14 protein-coding genes are annotated in these 17,886 nt (G+C 58.8%); 8 read left to right on the top strand and 6 right to left on the bottom strand.

Annotation, left to right across the window (positions count from 1 at the left end):
* The first annotated feature begins 190 nt into the window (after window positions 1-190).
* From ACX3YF_RS27535 to ACX3YF_RS27525, 3 genes are all read left to right on the top strand, one after another.
* Window positions 191-733 carry a DinB family protein gene (locus ACX3YF_RS27535; protein WP_458974652.1) on the top strand — a complete coding sequence of 181 codons (543 nt, stop codon included), beginning with the start codon at window positions 191-193 and terminating at the stop codon, window positions 731-733.
* Window positions 734-1,121: 388 nt separating this feature from the next.
* A complete protein-coding gene (locus tag ACX3YF_RS27530) occupies window positions 1,122-2,573 on the top strand; it encodes a DUF1254 domain-containing protein (RefSeq protein WP_458946330.1) in 1,452 nt (483 codons plus the stop codon).
* A gap of 167 nt (window positions 2,574-2,740) precedes the next feature.
* Entirely contained in the window at window positions 2,741-4,114 is a 1,374-nt protein-coding gene (locus ACX3YF_RS27525) for a transposase (RefSeq protein WP_458974874.1), read from the top strand.
* A 224-nt stretch (window positions 4,115-4,338) separates the two neighbouring features.
* On the opposite strand, the gene ACX3YF_RS27520 is transcribed toward ACX3YF_RS27525, so the two are convergent.
* The 3 genes from ACX3YF_RS27520 to ACX3YF_RS27510 all read right to left on the bottom strand — a co-directional run bounded on the left by ACX3YF_RS27520 (window position 4,339) and on the right by ACX3YF_RS27510 (window position 7,876).
* Window positions 4,339-4,998, bottom strand: coding sequence for a carbonic anhydrase (locus ACX3YF_RS27520; protein ID WP_103406840.1), 660 nt, complete (start codon window positions 4,996-4,998; stop codon window positions 4,339-4,341).
* Window positions 4,999-5,628: 630 nt separating this feature from the next.
* A complete protein-coding gene (locus ACX3YF_RS27515; protein WP_196585082.1) occupies window positions 5,629-6,387 on the bottom strand; it encodes a COG4705 family protein in 759 nt (252 codons plus the stop codon).
* Window positions 6,388-7,063: 676 nt separating this feature from the next.
* A complete protein-coding gene (locus ACX3YF_RS27510; protein ID WP_130211641.1) occupies window positions 7,064-7,876 on the bottom strand; it encodes a type 2 periplasmic-binding domain-containing protein in 813 nt (270 codons plus the stop codon).
* A gap of 479 nt (window positions 7,877-8,355) precedes the next feature.
* Between ACX3YF_RS27510 and ACX3YF_RS27505 the strand changes: the two genes are divergently transcribed.
* The 4 genes from ACX3YF_RS27505 (at window position 8,356) to ACX3YF_RS27490 (ending at window position 12,438) form a co-directional block, all read left to right on the top strand.
* The gene (locus ACX3YF_RS27505) at window positions 8,356-9,717 is read left to right on the top strand and encodes an MATE family efflux transporter (protein WP_458974651.1); all 1,362 of its coding nucleotides are present in this window, start codon (window positions 8,356-8,358) and stop codon (window positions 9,715-9,717) included.
* Window positions 9,718-9,883: 166 nt separating this feature from the next.
* Window positions 9,884-10,486, top strand: coding sequence for a YceI family protein (locus ACX3YF_RS27500; protein WP_458974650.1), 603 nt, complete (start codon window positions 9,884-9,886; stop codon window positions 10,484-10,486).
* Between the two features lie 2 nt (window positions 10,487-10,488).
* Window positions 10,489-11,541, top strand: coding sequence for a DUF2235 domain-containing protein (locus ACX3YF_RS27495; RefSeq protein WP_288099346.1), 1,053 nt, complete (start codon window positions 10,489-10,491; stop codon window positions 11,539-11,541).
* 174 nt (window positions 11,542-11,715) lie between these two features.
* Complete coding sequence (locus tag ACX3YF_RS27490; protein ID WP_130211461.1) at window positions 11,716-12,438, top strand: GNAT family N-acetyltransferase; 723 nt, start codon at window positions 11,716-11,718, stop codon at window positions 12,436-12,438.
* A gap of 1,141 nt (window positions 12,439-13,579) precedes the next feature.
* On the opposite strand, the gene ACX3YF_RS27485 is transcribed toward ACX3YF_RS27490, so the two are convergent.
* Both ACX3YF_RS27485 and ACX3YF_RS27480 read right to left on the bottom strand, forming a co-directional pair.
* The gene (locus tag ACX3YF_RS27485; RefSeq protein WP_458974649.1) at window positions 13,580-14,710 is read right to left on the bottom strand and encodes a DmpA family aminopeptidase; all 1,131 of its coding nucleotides are present in this window, start codon (window positions 14,708-14,710) and stop codon (window positions 13,580-13,582) included.
* 164 nt (window positions 14,711-14,874) lie between these two features.
* Entirely contained in the window at window positions 14,875-15,978 is a 1,104-nt protein-coding gene (locus ACX3YF_RS27480) for an extracellular solute-binding protein (protein ID WP_458974648.1), read from the bottom strand.
* Between the two features lie 111 nt (window positions 15,979-16,089).
* On the opposite strand from ACX3YF_RS27480, the gene ACX3YF_RS27475 reads away from it, so the two are divergent.
* Complete coding sequence (locus ACX3YF_RS27475; RefSeq protein WP_458974647.1) at window positions 16,090-16,863, top strand: helix-turn-helix transcriptional regulator; 774 nt, start codon at window positions 16,090-16,092, stop codon at window positions 16,861-16,863.
* Window positions 16,864-16,906: 43 nt separating this feature from the next.
* On the opposite strand, the gene ACX3YF_RS27470 is transcribed toward ACX3YF_RS27475, so the two are convergent.
* Window positions 16,907-17,848, bottom strand: coding sequence for a class I SAM-dependent methyltransferase (locus ACX3YF_RS27470; protein ID WP_458974646.1), 942 nt, complete (start codon window positions 17,846-17,848; stop codon window positions 16,907-16,909).
* Between the last annotated feature and the right edge of the window lie 38 nt (window positions 17,849-17,886).

The following is a 17,886-nucleotide window of genomic DNA, read 5'->3' as shown; positions in this document are numbered from 1 at the left end:
TGGGGACTGATTTATATAGTGCAGTGAAAGAACATAGTGAATAAATAGATCCGTCCCCATTTTCGTCGTCTCCATTTTCGTCAGGGAGATGAGCCTGCGAAATCAGGGGCGATTTAAAAAGCCCTGCTCTAGAATGGCCCCCAAATGAGCGTGGATCGCTTGTCAAGTACTCATTCAAAGGATGAACACGATGGGCCGCATCGACCATATCTGCCTGATGGCGATCTATAACGACAGGATGAACGCAAAGGTTTATGAAGCGGCCAGAAGTCTGACAGATGAAGAGCTGTCAGTGGACAGGAAAGCATTCTTTGGTTCTATTCTCGGGACGTTAAACCACCTGGTGGTCGGGGACACAATCTGGCTAAAGCGATTTGCCCAACACCCAGCGAATTACTTGGCTCTGGAGCCGATTCGACAGCTTCCTGCCCCCCAAAGCCTCGACCAGTTCCTGCTCTCAAATATCCGAGAACTTTCGACATATCGCGTTTGGCTCGATCAGGTAATTGTCGAGTGGTCTCGCGCCATTACAGAGTCAGATTTAGATTACACCCTCAATTACACAAGCATGAAAGGAGCTCCCGCTGACAAGAGCTTTTATGGCTTGGTCATGCATTTCTTCAACCACCAGACTCATCACCGAGGCCAGGCTACTACTTTGCTGTCACAAGCTGGTGTCGACGTAGGCGATACTGATCTGGTAGCCCTCATTCCTTACGAGTCCCGCGCATAATCTAAAAACCAGCACTAGACCGGGATTTTCATTTCGTGTCATGCCGGCAAACCAGCGTGGCCATCTTAAATGACTGAAATGGGGGCGGATTTATATCGTGCGTGTTACCTAACGGAATTTGAACATCATCTCGTAGTGGTCCTGGCGACAAGGCTTACAGATAACGGGCACGATCTTGGCTGCGCAAGGGGATGCTGGCTTATTGTGATCTACACTCCCGGGGCGGGTGAGTTGGCGCTTCGTCGCAGGAGTTACTCAGTCGCCAGGTAAAGAGACAACCAGAGTTTCAGTTGGGGCGCGGTCTGGGTGGTGCATGCCAGTCGACAGCAAAACGTTGCTCAGAACAAACGAGGTGAAAATGAACAGGAAGTCTAACCGGGGCTGGACAATGGCTGCGGCACTCGTCGTGGTGGGTTCAACGCTTTTCACGGGGTGTGCGAGCAAGAACGACCCCATCGCACAGGCAGACAAGGCGGACGTGGCCAAGGGCGTACCCGCGCCGAGTCTCGAGCAGACCAAGGCGATCGCCGAGGAAGGCTTTATTTACGGCTTGCCGCTGGTCATGAACTACGCCGTGATGAACGAGTTCGCGGTGGACACCAAATCCAGCCAGTTCAAGGCCCCCTTCAATCAACTGCACAACGAGCATCGGGTCGCGACACCCGCTGATACTGCCGTCATTACGCCAAACAGCGACACCCCCTACTCGATACTCTGGACCGACCTGCGCGCAGAGCCCCTCGTGATCACCGTGCCGGCCGTCTCCAAAAAGCGCTACTACTCGGTGCAGCTAATCGACGGCAACACCTATAACTACGGCTACATCGGCAGCCGGGCAACTGCAAGTGCCCCCGGGAGCTATCTGATTGCAGGCCCCGATTGGAAAGGGGCGACACCGCCTGGCATCGATAAAGTGTTCAACTCCACGACTCCCTTCGCGCTGACGCTGATCCGGACCCAGTTGTTCAATCCAGCCGACATGCCCAATGTCGAGAAGGTTCAGGCGGGTTACAAGGTCCAGCCGCTTTCAGCCTTCCTCCATCAACCAGCGCCGGTCGCGGCCCCGAAGATTGATTTCGTACCGGCCACCACGGCTGGTATCAAGGACAATTTCTTCGAGTACCTGTCGGCCGCGTTGGAGTATGTGCCGCCTTCGGCCGACGACAAGGCGATTCGGTCGAAGCTGGCCAGCATCGGTGTAGGCCCCGGCCGGCGTTTCGAATTCAAAGACCTCTCGCTCGAACACAAGGCGGTGGTCCTGCTGGGGATGAAAGCTGGCGATGAGAAGGTTGACAAGTTTCTCTCGAGCGGCATGAAAAACATCAACGGCTGGAACGTCGGCGCGTTCTTTGGCGACCAGGCGTTCTACAAGGGCGACTGGCTGATGCGTGCCGGCGCCGCGAAGGGCGGCCTTTACGGCAATGACGCCGTTGAGGCGATGTACCCCTATACCCGCACCGACGGTAAAGGCCAGACGCTGGATACCAGCAAGCGCAATTACACGCTGACCTTCCCGGCGGGCAAGCTGCCGCCAGTGAATGCCTTTTGGTCGGTGACCCTGTACGACGGCAAGAGCCAGCTGCTGATCAACAACCCGCTCAACCGTTACCTGATCAATTCGCCGATGCTGCCGGCCATGAAGAAAAACGCGGATGGCTCACTGACGCTGTACATCCAGAAGGACTCCCCCGGCAAGGCAAAGGAAAGCAACTGGCTGCCGGCGCCTGACGATACGGTCTATCTGGTGATGCGTCTCTACTGGCCGAAGACCGCACCGCCTTCGATTCTTCCCGCTGGCGAAGGCAGCTGGCAGCCACCGGCGCTGGTGGTTTCGAAGTAGTGCGACCCATTGCCGACACTCGCTGCAGGTTGGTGTTGGCAGGTGCTGCTTGTCGCCAATAGCTGCCGATCATGAAGGGCAGCTATTGCTCGATTCTGTTGAAAAAGTATCTCTCCTGTTTGGCCTGCGGCAAAATACGCTTATCGGCAGGCGGGAGGGTACGCAGCATGATGGGACAGTTATCGAGTGGACAGGATCGACTGTTTTACTCGTTCAACCTCGAAGATCACATCCCAGCTAATCACCTTCTGCGCAGCATTGATCGGTGTCTCGATCTTAGCGACATGCGCCATTACCTCGCCGATTTCTATAGCCCGATTGGGCGTCCTTCGATTGATCCTGAACTGATGATCCGCATGCTGGTCGTGGGCTATTGCTATGGCATTCGCTCCGAACGGCGGTTGTGCGAAGAGGCCCATTTGAACCTGGCGTATCGCTGGTTCTGCCGGTTGAGTCTTGAGGATGAAGTACCCAATCACTCGACGTTTTCCAAGAATCGACACGGCCGTTTCCGGGACAGCGATCTGTTTCGCTGGTTGTTTAATGAAGTGCTGCGTCGCTGCATGGACGCGGGCCTGGTCAAGGGCGAAGGCTTTGCCGTGGACGCCAGCATCATCAAGGCAGATGCGAGTCGGCAGCGCGGCGTACCTGGTAATGAAGAGGCTAACTGGAGCGACCCATCGCTCAGCACACGTGCCGTCCGTGAGTACCTCGAAGCACTCGATGAAGAGGCGCTGGCTGAAGCACTTCCCAAGCGCTTATCGCTGACTGATCCTTTATCCCGTTGGACGGCCGCCCCGGGCGGCCCAGCCTTTTTTGCCTACTCCACGAACTACCTGATTGATGTCGAGCATGGCGTGATCATGGACGTAGAACCGACACCGGCTCATCGAACGGCTGAGGTCGAGAGCACCAAAACCATGATTGATCGAGTCGAAGAGTTGTTCGACATCAAACCGGATCGCTTAATCGGTGACACCGCTTACGGCACAGCACCGATGCTGGCCTGGATGGTAGAAGAGAAAGATATCGAGCCACATGTGCCGGTCTGGGATAAAACAGAACGCAAGGACGACAGTTTTTCGATCAGCGACTTCCACTGGAACAAAGACGCTGAGGAGTATCGCTGTCCTGCTGGTAAGAAATTACGTAGCGAATGGCGTGCTTTCAAGAACCTGCGCTCACACGTCACGAAAGCCAACACGGTCAACTTCCGATCTAGGCAAACCGACTGCGCGATGTGTCCGATGAAAGCCAAGTGCTGCCCGAACACTGCGTTTCGTAAGATCGCCCGCAGCGTTCACGAAGCGGCTCGTGATGTGGCTCGCCGCATCGCAGGGACGCCGGAATATGTGTGCTCTCGTCACGAACGCAAGAAGGTCGAAATGTTGTTCGCCCACCTCAAGCGCATCTTGAAACTGGATCGCTTGCGATTACGTGGCATGAGTGGCGCCACCGATGAGTTCACGCTGGCGGCAGCGGTACAGAACCTGCGTCGACTGGCCAAACTTACAGCTCAAGGGCCACCCGCCACAGGATAGGTACGCCTGTTACAAGCAAAAACCCTCAAATAAACCCACTGACAAAGCAGCAACGGTCAACGAAGGACCGAAAAGCCACTTAACAGTGGTGAATAGGTTCTCAGTTGAAGGCCAAGTTCAGTGTCACGCTTCCTGAAAAACCGACTTTTTCAACAGAATCGCTCTAAAACAGACATTCACGAAGGACCGGAAGTAATGCGGCCACCCTCACTTGTCTGTCGCCATTACATCTGTCTGCCGTTGCGCGCAGCGATCGCCACGGTGGTCGGCGAGTCAGCAAGTGAAACGAACTGTCGTGTCGCGCCATCCAGCGCATCGATGCACCCCGCCTCGATGTCGTAGACCCAGCCGTGCAGATTCATGCGCCCCTGCTCGAGCGCGAGAGCCACCGATGGATGCGTACGCAGATTCGCCAGTTGCGCGATCACGTTTTCGCGCACGAGGCCATCGAGTTTCGCGCGGGGCGTGTCGAACTCATGCGCCGCGTTAATCGCTTTCGCGGCGTCCGAGTGACGTAGCCAGTTAGCAACCGCCGGAAGATGATCCAGACACGTGCAACGTGAAATCGCGCCCATCGCTCCGCAGTCTGAGTGACCGCAGATCACGATGTCCTGTACGCCGAGTACTGCGACCGCATATTCGACGGTGGCCGAGACGCCGCCGGGTTCTGGACCATACGACGGCACAATGTTGCCGGCGTTGCGAATCACGAACAGTTCGCCCGGTTCGCGCTGTGTAAGGAGTTCGGGCACAACACGACTGTCTGAGCAGGTGACGAATAACGCCTTCGGATTTTGTGTCGTCGCGAGCTGCTTGAAAAGCTCGACGCGTTGCGGATAAACCTCGCGCTGAAAGCGCAGAAAGCCGTCAATAATGTCACGCATGGAGTCCTCCAAACCCGAATAGCGGATGGTGGCACGAGCACTCGATATGCCATCGCGCCGCAGTGGTCGTCATTATCGCAGACCTCACGCGCGTTGGCTTTACTCGATCAACGATGCACTTCGAGACACGACCAGCGCGGCGGATGTCCGATGCCTGCTGGCAGCCGCCATTGATCTTTCGCTGGCCTGAAAGGCGCGTGAATGGCCTGGTTTTTATAGGCATCCTATGACCGCTTCTGGCCGATTCTGTTGAAAAAGTCGGCCCTGATTTCCACGGTAGAAAAGTACGCGCTTGAGATTGAAATCTTTACATTGAACAGAGGATTCCGTACTCAGATTTCGCGTAGCTGCGCGCAAAAAAGGCATTTTCAGCAGTCAATACGTGGACAGTCTGGAAGGACCGACTTTTTCAACACAATCGGCCAAATGCAGTCATTCAATGTCCTAAAAAATGAGGGTTCGTTCAGACGCTCCCAGTGTCATAAAGGGCGCCCGTACAACTTGCAGACGTGTGTTGCGCCAATTGACGCCGAAAGCAGAAAGCCCGCGTTTGCGGGCTCTCTGGTCAGTTACCAAGGTAAAGTTATCGCTATAGCCTCTCACCCGGTAACGGTCTACGCATACTGGGCGTTAACCGTACACTTCTTCCACTCGGCGGGCTTTTGCGGCGAAGGCCACCAGGACTACCAAGACCGCGGCAAGTACCAACGAGGAACCTACGGTGCCAAAGTCCAGGCCGCCTTTTTCATGGGGCTTGGTCAGGAAGTCGCCGAGGGTTGCACCGAACGGACGGGTGAGGACAAATGCCACCCAGAACAGCAGGACACCGGAGATACGGGTGTAAAACCTGGCCAGCACCACGGCAATAATCGCCGAACCAATCAGCAGTGCGCCACCGGCAAAGCCCAGGCCGGAGTCATCCGCCAAATAGTCACCCAGCGCCGTACCCAGAGTGTTGGAAATCAGAATGGCGGCCCAGTAGAACAACTCACCCTTAGTGGTGTGGATGCTGTCCACCGACAGGCTTTTTTCGCTCAGGCGCCAAACCGCGAAAATCGTGATCAGCAGGCTAATCAGAATCAGCGAGCCCGAGGCATAACCCAGGCCGAGGGTGCGGTCCATAAAGTCCGACATTGTCGTGCCCGCGGTACTGGTGGAAAGAATCACGATCCAGTACAGCACCGGATTATGATTCTTGGAAAACAGCTGCAAGCCAAGCGTCACCAGAAAGGCGCTGATCAGGATCAACGAACTCATGGCGTAGCCCACATTCAGGGTCATGGACAGCAGATCACCGGCGGTTTCGCCAAGGGTGGTGGCACAGATTTTCATAACCCAGAAAGCCAGGGTTATTTCCGGCAGTTTGTTTAGATTGATATGGGTGCTCATTAAGAAAACACGCTCCTGATGAGGTAAGGGTATATGAGTATCACGCAGAGGAATCAGCCATGAGTCATGCATGGAGACAACCAGCAAGCTGTACCGCGATGTTATGGGCGGGCGCAGGTTGCACAGCGAAAGGTCAAAAAAACGTCAAAACAAAATAAAAACGCTATTTAACAAGAGTCGCTATTGGCGCTGAGTACACACGATCATTGATTTGAAACTGGAGCAAAACATCGCATGGCCATTTATTCTTCGTATCACTTCGCCATGTAACTTGAAATCAAATTGTTTGCGGGAACGTATATTTAGTTTCAGGGCAAGCTGTGCACCAGGGCAAGCGACGCTGTACTTGCGTGAAAGAAAAGATACAAGGCAATACTTAGCTGAGACTGAGGGATAGTGACGTGTCTGCCTAAGGTGCCTTTTGAGGGACACTGCGAAGTTGTAATCCACGCGACTGCCTGTTTGCATTTGACCGGCACGCTTGGTAACCATGATTGGCAGAGACAGTCGATTTTAGCCAATGCAGACCGGTAGATAAGGGGCGTTTCCGCTTCTCGCGACGCGCAGCAAACAGCCAAATGCAGCCAATCAGATATGTTTAGGGAATCAGGGGGAAAAATGGTGACGGCTTTATATCGTGCAGTGAAGAAATAGATCCGTCCCCATTTTCCCGTCATCAATCAACGACAGGTTGCGAGGGGAACCTGCGGATATGGATTTGCTCGAGCACGCCGTTAGCCTGTATACGCCGATAGCCTTCCTCATAGATCTTCAATGCCCGCAATCCGTCAGGGTGAGTCAGGCTAAAGCCTATGGTCGCGGTCACCACCCCACAACTGAAGGCAAACCGAACAGCGTCTTCTGTGCCCGCCAGTTTGGCCTTCTGCTCTTTTGCTTCCAGGTCACTGGTCACTATCAAGGCGGCAGACAGGCGGCGAGCAGCGAGCTTCTGAAGGTTCTGCCCATCAGATTCGGCGCTCTCAAACACTATTCCCGAGGACCGTAGCGCTGTGGCTTGGGTCGAGTACTCGTAGTCTCTGACCGAGCCCACTACCGTGCCGGGCGGCAAGGTGCATGTGCCTTTGCTTGGCTTGGGCAAGGGCGCGTTCACCTGTTCGAAAATGTCATTGTTAACCGTATAGATGGGTTGCGCGGCCAGTTTGACCTTGCCCTCGAATTCGGGCGACCAACTCATGTTGAAGCAAGCCATGTTCGTGCCATTGAGCACCATGTACTTGCAACGGGCGTAAGGTACGACTTTGAGCTGAACGTCGACCGCCATTTCCTTGAAGGCGGCGACCACTACGTCATTGGCGTAACCCGTGCCGTCATGCTTCGACCATGGCGGGGCTGCATCCTCTGCCAGGATCGTCATCGTCTCACGCGTTTCCAGCGCAGCGACGGTGCTCGGAGCCAGCAGATAAAGAAGGCACATCAGCAGCATCGGTCTGGACTGCCACTTGCTTGAGTTCATCTTTGCTGAATGCATGTTTCCTCATTGAACGGTCGTCCCTCATAACAGTAGGTCGATACCTCGAGCACAGGTCGATCGCAGCCCCACTTCCCAGTCGACGATCAATAGCCGCTAATGGCTATCGATGGAAACGCCCGGCAAGACTATGCAGATACTTGGCCTTGTTCAAGAACCGGGGGCATTTTCACCCTGGCGACCCGCAACGACGGCCTGCTTTTTTGGCCCAGATAAAACGAAACCAACGCCCGTCTGCTGTCAGGTCGCCAAACCCGAATCGCCATGTGGGCGACGGCGCAGACTATAAGCGGCATGGTATCCGCGCGGGAGGTGAGCCATTCCGAGCTTTTTGTAGGACCCTCGACGACAAAACCTCAGACTTTTCCCCCCAGTGCCAGAAATCCAAACCCAACCCCGAAATGTTCGTTGCCCCTTACGCGTAACTCACCGAAGCTATCCCTATCAATCCTCACGCCGTCGAGATGGACCTCCACCCCATGCAAACCCCCACCCAACCCCAACGCCCCCTCTGGAAAACCTACCTCCTGTTTCTCGCCCCCATGGTCCTGTCGAATTTCCTTCAGGCCATGTCCGGCACCGTCAACAGCATTTACATTGGCCAAATGCTCGGCACCCAGGCCCTGGCCGCCGTGTCCGGCATGTTCCCCATCGTGTTTTTCTTCATCGCCCTGATCATCGGCCTCGGCGCGGGGGCGGGGGTGTTGATCGGGCAGGCCTGGGGCGCGCGGGAGAAGCATTTGGTGAAGGCCATTGCCGGGTCGACCTTGTCGTTGGGCTTGTTGATCGGTCTGGTCGCGGCGGTGGTGGGGAGTGTGTTTGCGCGGGCGTCGCTGGTGGGGTTGGGGACGCCGGCGGATGTGCTGGACGATGCGGTGGCGTATGCCCATGTGATGTTGTGGTTCATGCCGACGCTGCTGGTGTTCGTGCTGTTCACCCAGTTGCTGCGCGGGGTGAGCGATACCTTGTCGCCGCTGCTGGCGCTGGTGGTCTCGACCTGTATCGGGTTGGCGCTGACGCCGGCGTTGATTCGCGGCTGGGTGGGGTTGCCGCCGATGGGGATTCAGAGTGCGGCGTTTGCCGGGTTGGTCAGTAACCTGGCGGCGATGGGCTGGCTGGCGTGGCGCCTGATTCGCAGGGGGCATCCGTTGGCGCCGGACCGGGAGTTTTTCGCGGCGATGAAGCTGGACTGGGCGATCCTCGGCAAGGTGCTGCGCATCGGCTTGCCGACCGGGTTGCAGATGGTGGTGTTGTCGCTGTCGGAGCTGGTAATCCTGGCGCTGGTGAACCAGCACGGTTCCCAGGCGACGGCGGCGTATGGCGCGGTGACGCAGATCGTCAATTACGTGCAGTTCCCGGCGCTGTCGATTGCGATCGCGGCGTCGATCCTCGGCGCGCAGGCGATTGGGGCAGGGCGCATCGAACGCATCGGCTCGATTTTGCGCACGGGGCTGATGATCAGCCTGTGCCTGACCGGCGGCCTGGTGGTGTTGAGTTATGTGCTGTCGCACTGGTTGCTGGGCCTGTTCCTCACCGAAGAGGCGACGCGAACCATGGCCAAACACCTGTTGCACATCATGCTCTGGAGCCTGCTGGTGTTCGGCTTCCAGGCGGTCATTGGAGGCATCATGCGCGCCAGTGGCACGGTGATGGTGCCGGTGGGGATTTCCATTGTGTGCGTGGTCGGCGTGCAGTTGCCGGCGGCGTACGTGCTGGATGCGCGGTTCGGGCTGCCGGGGGTGTGGATGGCGTTTCCGCTGGCGTACCTGGGGATGCTGGCGTTGCAGACGCTGTACTACAAACAGGTGTGGAAGCATCAGAAGATTGAGCGGTTGGTGTAGGTATGTCAGGAATACGCCTGACGTCTGGCGCATCGCGAATGCTGGCGATCCGCCACAGCGGGTATGAGGTGGAATAAAGCGCCGTTCTTTGCTTTAGTCCTTCTGTTGCCGGCAGGCGTGCGCTGGCCACCTCAACCCCTGAGGAGGCTCTGGCCCGGAGCGTTCCATGAACTTTCGATTGCCTCGTTTCACCCTCCTGGCGGCCATCTTTGCGGCGGGCGTGCAGTCCGTCGCCGAGGCGGCGGAGTACGCCGATGTCAACACCACGGCCAGTACCATCAGCTTTACCTATGACCAGATGGGGTCGAGCGTGTATGGCACCTTTGCCAGGTTTGAAGGCACCCTCTATTTCGACACGGACAGGCCCGAATCGGCCCATGCCAGGTTGATCATCGAGCTCGACAGCATCGATGCCGGCAGCAGCGACGCCAACAGCGAATTGAAGAAAACCGCCTGGTTCGATACGGCGGTTTATCCGCAGGCGATGTTTGAGTCGAACGGCGCCAAAGACCTGGGCAACAACCGCTATCAGATCACCGGTCACCTCACGCTCCGGGGGCAAACACGGGAGGTGGTGGTGCCGGTTCTGCTGAAGGCGGAGAACGCCATCGGCATCTTCGACGGTCAGTTAACGCTTAAACGCAGTGATTTCAACATCGGCGAAGGGGAGTTCGCCAGCGGTGTGGTTTCCGACGACATCAACATCCGGTTTCGCATGGTTGCGCCGCAACGCAGCGATCAAGCAATGCCCGTTACTGAAGGGAGATAGTCATGCCAAAAAAAATCATCATCGCCTTTGACGGTACCTGGAACCTGCCGGATCAGGCGCCGGAAATCGACGGCGACTCCAGCACCAACGTCGTTAAATTGCATGATGCGATCCTGCCCGCGCACAAGGACGGCACGGTCCAGCATGCGGTGTACATCGCCGGTGTGGGCACCGATTGGTACGACAAACTTGAAGGCGGGGCATTCGGGGTGGGCCTGTCGAAGAAGATCAAGGAGGGTTACCTGGCCCTGGCCAAGAGTTACGAAGACGGTGATCAGGTGTACATCATCGGCTTCAGTCGCGGCGCTTATTCGGCGCGAAGCCTGGTGGGGCTGATTCGAAACGTCGGGTTGCTGACCAAACGACACCTCAATCGTATCGATGAGGCCTACAGCCTGTACCGCACCCGCGACTCCAGTGCCGACACCGAAAACGCCCAGTACTTTCGACAAAGTTACTCGCGGGAAATCGAGATCCACTTCCTGGGCGTCTGGGACACGGTCGGGGCGTTGGGTGTTCCGTTCAAATCGGCCGAGTGGTTCAACCACAAATATTACGAATTTCACGACACGGAGCTCAGCGGGATTGTGCGCAATGCCTTCCATGCCGTGGCCATCGATGAGCATCGGGAAAATTACGAATGCACGCTGTGGGACCCGATCGCCAAGCCCAATCAGGTCATGGAGCAGCTGTGGTTCTGTGGGGCCCATGCCAACGTGGGCGGCGGCTATACCGACAATACGCTGTCGGATATCCCGCTGCGCTGGATGGCCAACAAGGCCATGGACTGCGGGTTGGAGCTGGACCCGATGAAAATTCCCCGGCAGCCCAAAACCCTGCCTGATATCACCGACTCCTACAGTGATTTCCTCGGTGGAACCTACCGCTTGCTCAACGCCCGGTATTTTCGGCCCGTCGGCACTAAAACGTTCGGCGAGGAATGCATCGATGACAGCGTGCAGCAGCGCGTAACGACCGTGGCCACGTATCGGCCCAAGAATCCGGTAGGAGTGTTTTTATCGGGTGATTACCGGCCGGTGAACAAGATCAGTTGATTCAGGGGGGCGATGGACGCGGGGGGCGGCGTGCGGCTGATTGAGCATGTCAGCCCCGATACCGCAACGCCTCCAGCCGATCGTTCAACGCAGGCCAGTAATGCGCCCGGGCACGTTATGATAGGCAGCCCCGCGATCAACGCTTCACCCCAGCCCCCGGAGTCAGCCCGCGCAATGCCCCAGATCAGCCACTTCAAAACCCCGTGCCCCGAGCACATCAACAGCCAGATCCTGCAGATGGTGGTCGATAACCTGACCGACATCAGCATGGTCGCGATCCCGCCCAGCAACCTGTTGTACAACGTCTACCAGTATGCGATCGGCTATGAGGTGCACCTGTATCTGGAGGCGTTGAACGGGGCGAAAGGAATTGATGTGGAGTTGCTGGTCGCCACCGATCTGGACGACCCGGACAAGGTCATCGGCTTTTTGCTGTACTTGCCGGTCAAGGATGATCCCGAGGCATGCGGCGTGGCTTATATGGCGGTGGATGCCGGCCATCGGCGCCAGGGCGTTGCGCGCAAGATGCTGCGCGAGATGGTCGGTCGTTATCCCCATGCCGAGCTGACCTGCGCGGTGGCCAAGGTGCCGTACTTCGAAGCGATGGGCTTTCAGGTCGTGGGTGTGCGCGCTACCCAGGTGCTGATGAACACCCGCGACCACGGCAGCGACGGCCTGATGGCGTTGCTGGATGTGGCGTCGATCTACAGCTCCCTGGAGGTGCGGCAGATTCATACCTACCTGCTGCAAAAGCATGGCAAGCGCGCCATGCTCGACGCGGAAAAACAGCGTGACCGGCATCTGGATCAATTGACGCGCAAGGCCAACGAGTTTGTGCGGGAACGCTTGGGGGAAGACGCGGTGCCAGCCATTGGCCCACGCTTGCGCCTGGTCTGACAACCCGATCAAAACTGTAGGAGCGAGCCTGCTCGCGAAAAGCGCGCAGACAACACGGGCATTCAGACAGCCGGCGTTATCGTTGACGTCCATCGCGGGCAAGCCCGCTCCCACAAGGATTTGCGTGGAACCCAAACCTGTAGGAGCGAGCCTGCTCGCGAAAAGCGCGCAGACAACACGGGCATTCAGACAGCCAGCGTTATCGTTGACGCCCATCGCGGGCAAGCCCGCTCCCACAGGGATTTGCGTGGAACCCAAAACTGTAGGAGCGAGCCTGCTCGCGAAAAGCGCGCAGACAACACGGGCATTCAGACAGCCAGCGTTATCGTTGACGCCCATCGCGGGCAAGCCCGCTCCCACAAGGATTTGCGTGGACCCCAAAACTGTAGGAGCGAGCCTGCTCGCGAAAAACGTGCAGGCAACACGGGTATTCAGACGGTCGGCGTTATCGTTGACGTCCATCGCGGGCAGGCCCGCTCCCACAAGGATTTGCGTGGAACCCAAAACCGTAGGAGCGAGCCTGCTCGCGAAAAACGCGCGGGCAACACGGGCAATCAGACAGCCGGCGTTATCGTTGACGCCCATCGCGGGCAGGCCCGCTCCCACAAGGATTTGCGTGGAACCCAAAACTGTAGGAGCGAGCCTGCTCGCGAAAAGCGCGCAGACAACACGGGCATTCAGACAGCCAGCGTTATCGTTGACGCCCATCGCGGGCAAGCCCGCTCCCACAAGGATTTGCGTGGAACCCAAACCTGTAGGAGCGAGCCTGCTCGCGAAAAACGCACGGACAACACGGGCATTCAGACAGCCAGCGTTATCGTTGACGCCCATCGCGGGCAAGCCCGCTCCCACAAGGGGCGGATTTCAGACGGCACAAAGCCCGGCCATTTGCCGGCCATTTGCCGGGCTTTTTCTGGTCTGGAAGTCGCGCAGTTAAAAAAGAGCCTCAAAGCTCTTTGATGGGGAGGAAGTGGAGCCATTGAGGCTCAATATGCGCGTGAAGCAGGCGGTGAGCTTGATAGGGGTTCAGTACACTCACCACCTGCGCAACGGCTTGGGCAAGCAAGCGGCTGCGCAGAATCATCGTAGAAAGTTGGGGGTTCGACCTCAAGTACCGCTAGTCGAGTCACCCCCATAATTGTCAGCTTTTACCCTGCCGGGCGCCCGGCCAACCGGCCTGCTGCAAAGCGTCGAGCAGCGTCCGGGCATCCAGTCCCGGTACGGCATGCCCATTGCCTTCGGCGCTGTCGGCGGCCAGCAGGGCGTTGATGATGGCTTCTTCCACCGCTTCGGTGGCCGCCAGGAACAATTCGCTGATGTGATCGTTGTTGACCATGCTCAGGTTGCCCGTGGTGGGCGCGCGTTTGCTCTCGTAGGCGGCGGGCGGCACGTGCGGGTTGCCGGTGGAAAAGGCGATGAAGATGTCACCGCTGTGGTCTTCGTTGCCACCGCCGGTGCGAGCCAGGCCGAGGCTGGCACGCTGGGCCAGGCGTGTGCATTGGTGCGGCAGCAACGGTGCATCGGTGGCCAGGCACACCACGATCGACCCCATGCCCGGGTGCGGCAGCGACGCCTTGAGGAACGGCGAATCCACCTGTTCCATGTAGCGCCCGACCGGGTAGCCATCGACGCGCAACTCCCCGCGAATGCCGTGGTTGGCCTGAACGATGGCGCCGACCGTCCAGCCGCCCTGAGCACTGTTCAGCCGTCGCGAAGCGGTGCCGATACCGCCCTTGAATTCATGGCAAATCATGCCGCTGCCACCACCGACATTGCCCTCGGCCACCGGGCCGCTTTCTGCGGTGCGCAGGGCCTGGGCCACGTGCTCGACCTGCACATGGAAGCCGTTGATGTCATTGAGCAGACCGTCGAAGGTCTCCAGCACCACCGGCATGTTCCAGTAGAGCCGGCCGTCGTCCGGTTGCTGCTCGCGGTCCAGCACGATCAGCGCATCACGCACCACGCCCAGGCTATGGGTGTTGGTGAAGGCGATCGGACTGGTCAGCAGACCCGCTTCGCGTATCCATTCCAGACCGGTCGCGTCGCCATTGCCATTGAGCACATGGACGCCGGCAAAGCACGGTTGCAGGCTGGTAGAACCGGCACGCGGTTCGATCACGGTGACACCGGTGAGGATGTCACGACCCTTGGCACTGCGGCCGCGCACATTGCTGTGGCCGACGCGCACACCGGGGACGTCGGTGATGGCATTGAGCGGGCCGGGTTGCAGTTGGCCAAACTGGATATTGAGGTCGCGGGCACGTGGTTTCATCGGTTTACTCATCTTCGAATCCGTGGGGGTAAAAATGTCTGACTAACAGCGGTGATCCACTTGTGGGAGCGAGCCTGCTCGCGAATGCGGTGTATCAGGCAAGGTGATGTCGTCTGACCCGACGCCTTCGCGAGCAGGCTCGCTCCCACAGGATTAGTGATTGGTTACTGGCCGTTCTTGACCTTGCTCCAGATCCGCGTCCGCACCCGTTCGGTGGCCGGCGGCAAGGGTTGCAGGGTGAACAGGGTGGCCAGGGCCTCGGCCGACGGGTAGACCGCAGGGTCGTTGCGGGTCGCCTCGGCCACCAGGGCCGTCGCGTTGCGGTTGCCGTTGGGGTAGTTGAGGTGATTGCTGACCGGGGCAATGACGTCGGCACGCATCAGGTAGTCGATGAAGGCCAGCCCTTGTTGCGGATGCGGGGCATCCTTGAGCAACACCAGGGTGTCGAACCACACCGGCGCACCTTCCTTGGGCAGGCTGTAGGCGATCTTCACGCCATTGCCGGCCTGCTCGGCGGTGGCCTTGGCTTCCAGCATCGCGCCGGACCAGCCCACCGCGACGCAAATGTTGCCGTTGGACAGATCGCTGATGAATTTCGACGAATTGAAGTAGGCGATGTGCGGACGCAGCTTGAGCAGCAGCGCTTCGGCCTTCTTGTAGTCCTCGGGGTTGGTGCTGTTGGGCGGCAGGCCCAGGTAGTGCAGGGCGACCGGCAGCATTTCCGAGGGCGAATCGAGCATCGCCACGCCGCACTGGCCGAGCTTGGCCAGGTTCTCTTCCTTGAACACCAGGTCCCAGGAATCCACCGGCGCCTTGTCACCCAGGACAGCGCGGACCTTGTCGACGTTGTAGCCGATGCCGTTGGTGCCCCACAGGTACGGCATGGCGTACTGGTTGCCCGGATCGTTGTGGGCCAGTTTCGCCATCAGATCCGCGTCCATGTTGGTGAAATCCGGCATCCGGGCGTGAGGCAGCGGGGCGAGGGCGCCGGCCTTGATCAGGGTCGGCAGGCTGAAGTTACTGGCCACCACCACGTCGTAGCCGCTGCGGCTGGTCAGCAGTTTTCCTTCCAGGACTTCGGCGCTGTCGAAGGTGTCGTAGACCGGCTGGATACCGGTGTCACGCTTGAAATCATGCAGGGTGTTCGGGCCGATGTAGTCGTACCAGTTGTACACGTGCACGGTCTCGCCATCGGCGGCGACCGCCGACAACGAGATCGCCAGACAGGCGCCAAGCCCCAGATTGAAATACGAGCGTTGACCACTCATGATGCGGCACTCCTGGCCTGCTGCAGGCCGGTGATAATCAGGAGTCTGCAGCGTATCGACCGGGGTGGCCGTTACCCATTCCCATCATGGGTTACTCGAAAGGGGTAGTGCGTGGACGCGTTGTTGAAAGAGTTACCGCTGCACCAGGGACTGGCGCGGGTATTTGGCACCGTGGGCCAGCAAGGATTCTGGCGGGCGCTGGTCGACACCCTGCGTTTGCTGGTGCCGCTGGACAACGCGCTGGTCGCGGTGATGCAGGCGGGAAGGGTGCCCAGCCTGCTGATCGATTTCGACTCGCGGGGCGGTGCCGACGAGCATGAAGAACTGGCGGATTACCGCGCCGGCATGTACCTGCTCGATCCGTTTTACCTGGCGGTGTGCGCGGGCATCGCCGATGGCTTGCACAGCCTCGACTCGGTGGCGCCCGACCAGTTCCAGCAGAGCGAGTACTACCTGACTTACTTCTGCACGGTGGTTGGCGGCGACGAATTGCAGTTCATGCTCAACGTTGACGGCGCCGTGCTCGGCTTGTCACTGGGGCGTTCGACACGCTTCAGCCTCGAAGAGCAGGGGCGCCTGCTGTGCGTGCGCGATTGGGTGCTGGCCGCGATGCGTCGACATACGCAACTGCTGCCGCTGCAAGGGCCGGCCGCCGAGGCGGTGGCCGGTGATCTGGCGACCTTGCTGGACCGCTTCGACGCACGCTTGTCGGCACGGGAAATCGAAACCGCGCGCCTGATTCTCCAGGGCTTCTCCAGCAAGGCCATCGCCCAGCAAATGGGCATCTCGCCGGAGACGGTGAAAGTGCATCGGCGCAACCTCTATCACAAGCTCAACGTGAACGGGCATGGCGAGCTGTTCGCGCTGGTGTTGCGGCCGCGCTGACGCTTTCGCTTTTGCAGGAGCCGGCTTGCCGGCGAAGGTGTTTTCAGCTCTTCAGTTTGAACACCAGCGCCTTCAACCCGCATTCGATGTCGGCATCCGGAAACTCCGGCGGGTTCTCCAGCCGCTCTATGAATTGCAGGCTCGGCGCTTCGCGGGTGACGCCGTCGATCAGGAAGTCGGCACCGAAGGCCGGGTCGTTCATACACGCCAAGACAGTGCCGTTTTCAGCGAGCAATTCCGGCAGGCGGCGCAACACGCGCTGGTAGTCCTTGGTCAGCAGGAAGCTGCCTTTCTGGAACGACGGCGGGTCGATGATCACCAGGTCGTACGGGCCTTTGCCGATGACTTTGCCCCAGGACTTGAACAGGTCGTGGCCGAGAAACGTCACCTTGCCCAGTTCATGGCCGTTGAGCCGATGATTGTCGCGACCACGGCTCAGGGCCGGGCTGGACATGTCGAGGTTGACCACGTGGGTCGCGCCGCCCTCGATGGCGGCGACAGAGAAGCCGCAGGTGTAGGCGAACAGGTTCAGCACCCGTTTGCCCTCGGCGTTGGCCCTTACCCAGTCGCGGCCGTAGCGCATGTCCAAGAACAGGCCGGTGTTCTGTTTGCGCCCCAGGTCCACCCGGTACTTCAGACCGCCCTCGACAATCGTCAGCTCGTCGATTTCTTCCCCGAGCAACCATTCGGTGGTGCTTTGCAGCAGGTAGCGATGTTGCAGCAGCAGGGTGTGCGCGCCGGATTGCGCCCAGGCACCTGACTGCGTGAGTTCCAGCAGTAGCTGTTTCAACGCCTCCAGCTGCGCCGCTTCCGGCTCCTTGAACAACGCCACCAGCACCACGCCTTGCAACCAGTCCACGGTCAATTGCTCCAGCCCCGGCCAGCAGCGGCCACGGCCATGGAACAGGCGGCGGGTTTCGGCGGGGGCGGCCGCCAGGGCGGTCAGCAAATGTTCGCGGAGGGTGGCGAGGGCTTCAGGGTTCATCGGGTCGGGTCGGTCATTTGAAGGGGGCGGCATTTAAC

The organism is Pseudomonas fluorescens group sp. PF-69 (assembly GCF_054481235.1).
Note: the sequence above shows the minus strand (reverse complement) of the source record. Positions and strands in the feature narration are given on the sequence as shown.

Excerpts from the sequence above, each read along its gene's own strand:
- ACX3YF_RS27520 (WP_103406840.1), bottom strand. The coding sequence starts at position 4,998 with ATGCGTGACATTATTGACGGCTTTCTGCGCTTTCAGCGCGAGGTTTAT.
- ACX3YF_RS27495 (WP_288099346.1), top strand. The coding sequence starts at position 10,489 with ATGCCAAAAAAAATCATCATCGCCTTTGACGGTACCTGGAACCTGCCG.
- ACX3YF_RS27535 (WP_458974652.1), top strand. The coding sequence starts at position 191 with ATGGGCCGCATCGACCATATCTGCCTGATGGCGATCTATAACGACAGG.
- ACX3YF_RS27525 (WP_458974874.1), top strand. The coding sequence starts at position 2,741 with ATGATGGGACAGTTATCGAGTGGACAGGATCGACTGTTTTACTCGTTC.
- ACX3YF_RS27515 (WP_196585082.1), bottom strand. The coding sequence starts at position 6,387 with ATGAGCACCCATATCAATCTAAACAAACTGCCGGAAATAACCCTGGCT.
- ACX3YF_RS27485 (WP_458974649.1), bottom strand. The coding sequence starts at position 14,710 with ATGAAACCACGTGCCCGCGACCTCAATATCCAGTTTGGCCAACTGCAA.
- ACX3YF_RS27470 (WP_458974646.1), bottom strand. The coding sequence starts at position 17,848 with ATGAACCCTGAAGCCCTCGCCACCCTCCGCGAACATTTGCTGACCGCC.
- ACX3YF_RS27500 (WP_458974650.1), top strand. The coding sequence starts at position 9,884 with ATGAACTTTCGATTGCCTCGTTTCACCCTCCTGGCGGCCATCTTTGCG.
- ACX3YF_RS27510 (WP_130211641.1), bottom strand. The coding sequence starts at position 7,876 with ATGCATTCAGCAAAGATGAACTCAAGCAAGTGGCAGTCCAGACCGATG.
- ACX3YF_RS27505 (WP_458974651.1), top strand. The coding sequence starts at position 8,356 with ATGCAAACCCCCACCCAACCCCAACGCCCCCTCTGGAAAACCTACCTC.
- ACX3YF_RS27490 (WP_130211461.1), top strand. The coding sequence starts at position 11,716 with ATGCCCCAGATCAGCCACTTCAAAACCCCGTGCCCCGAGCACATCAAC.
- ACX3YF_RS27530 (WP_458946330.1), top strand. The coding sequence starts at position 1,122 with ATGGCTGCGGCACTCGTCGTGGTGGGTTCAACGCTTTTCACGGGGTGT.
- ACX3YF_RS27480 (WP_458974648.1), bottom strand. The coding sequence starts at position 15,978 with ATGAGTGGTCAACGCTCGTATTTCAATCTGGGGCTTGGCGCCTGTCTG.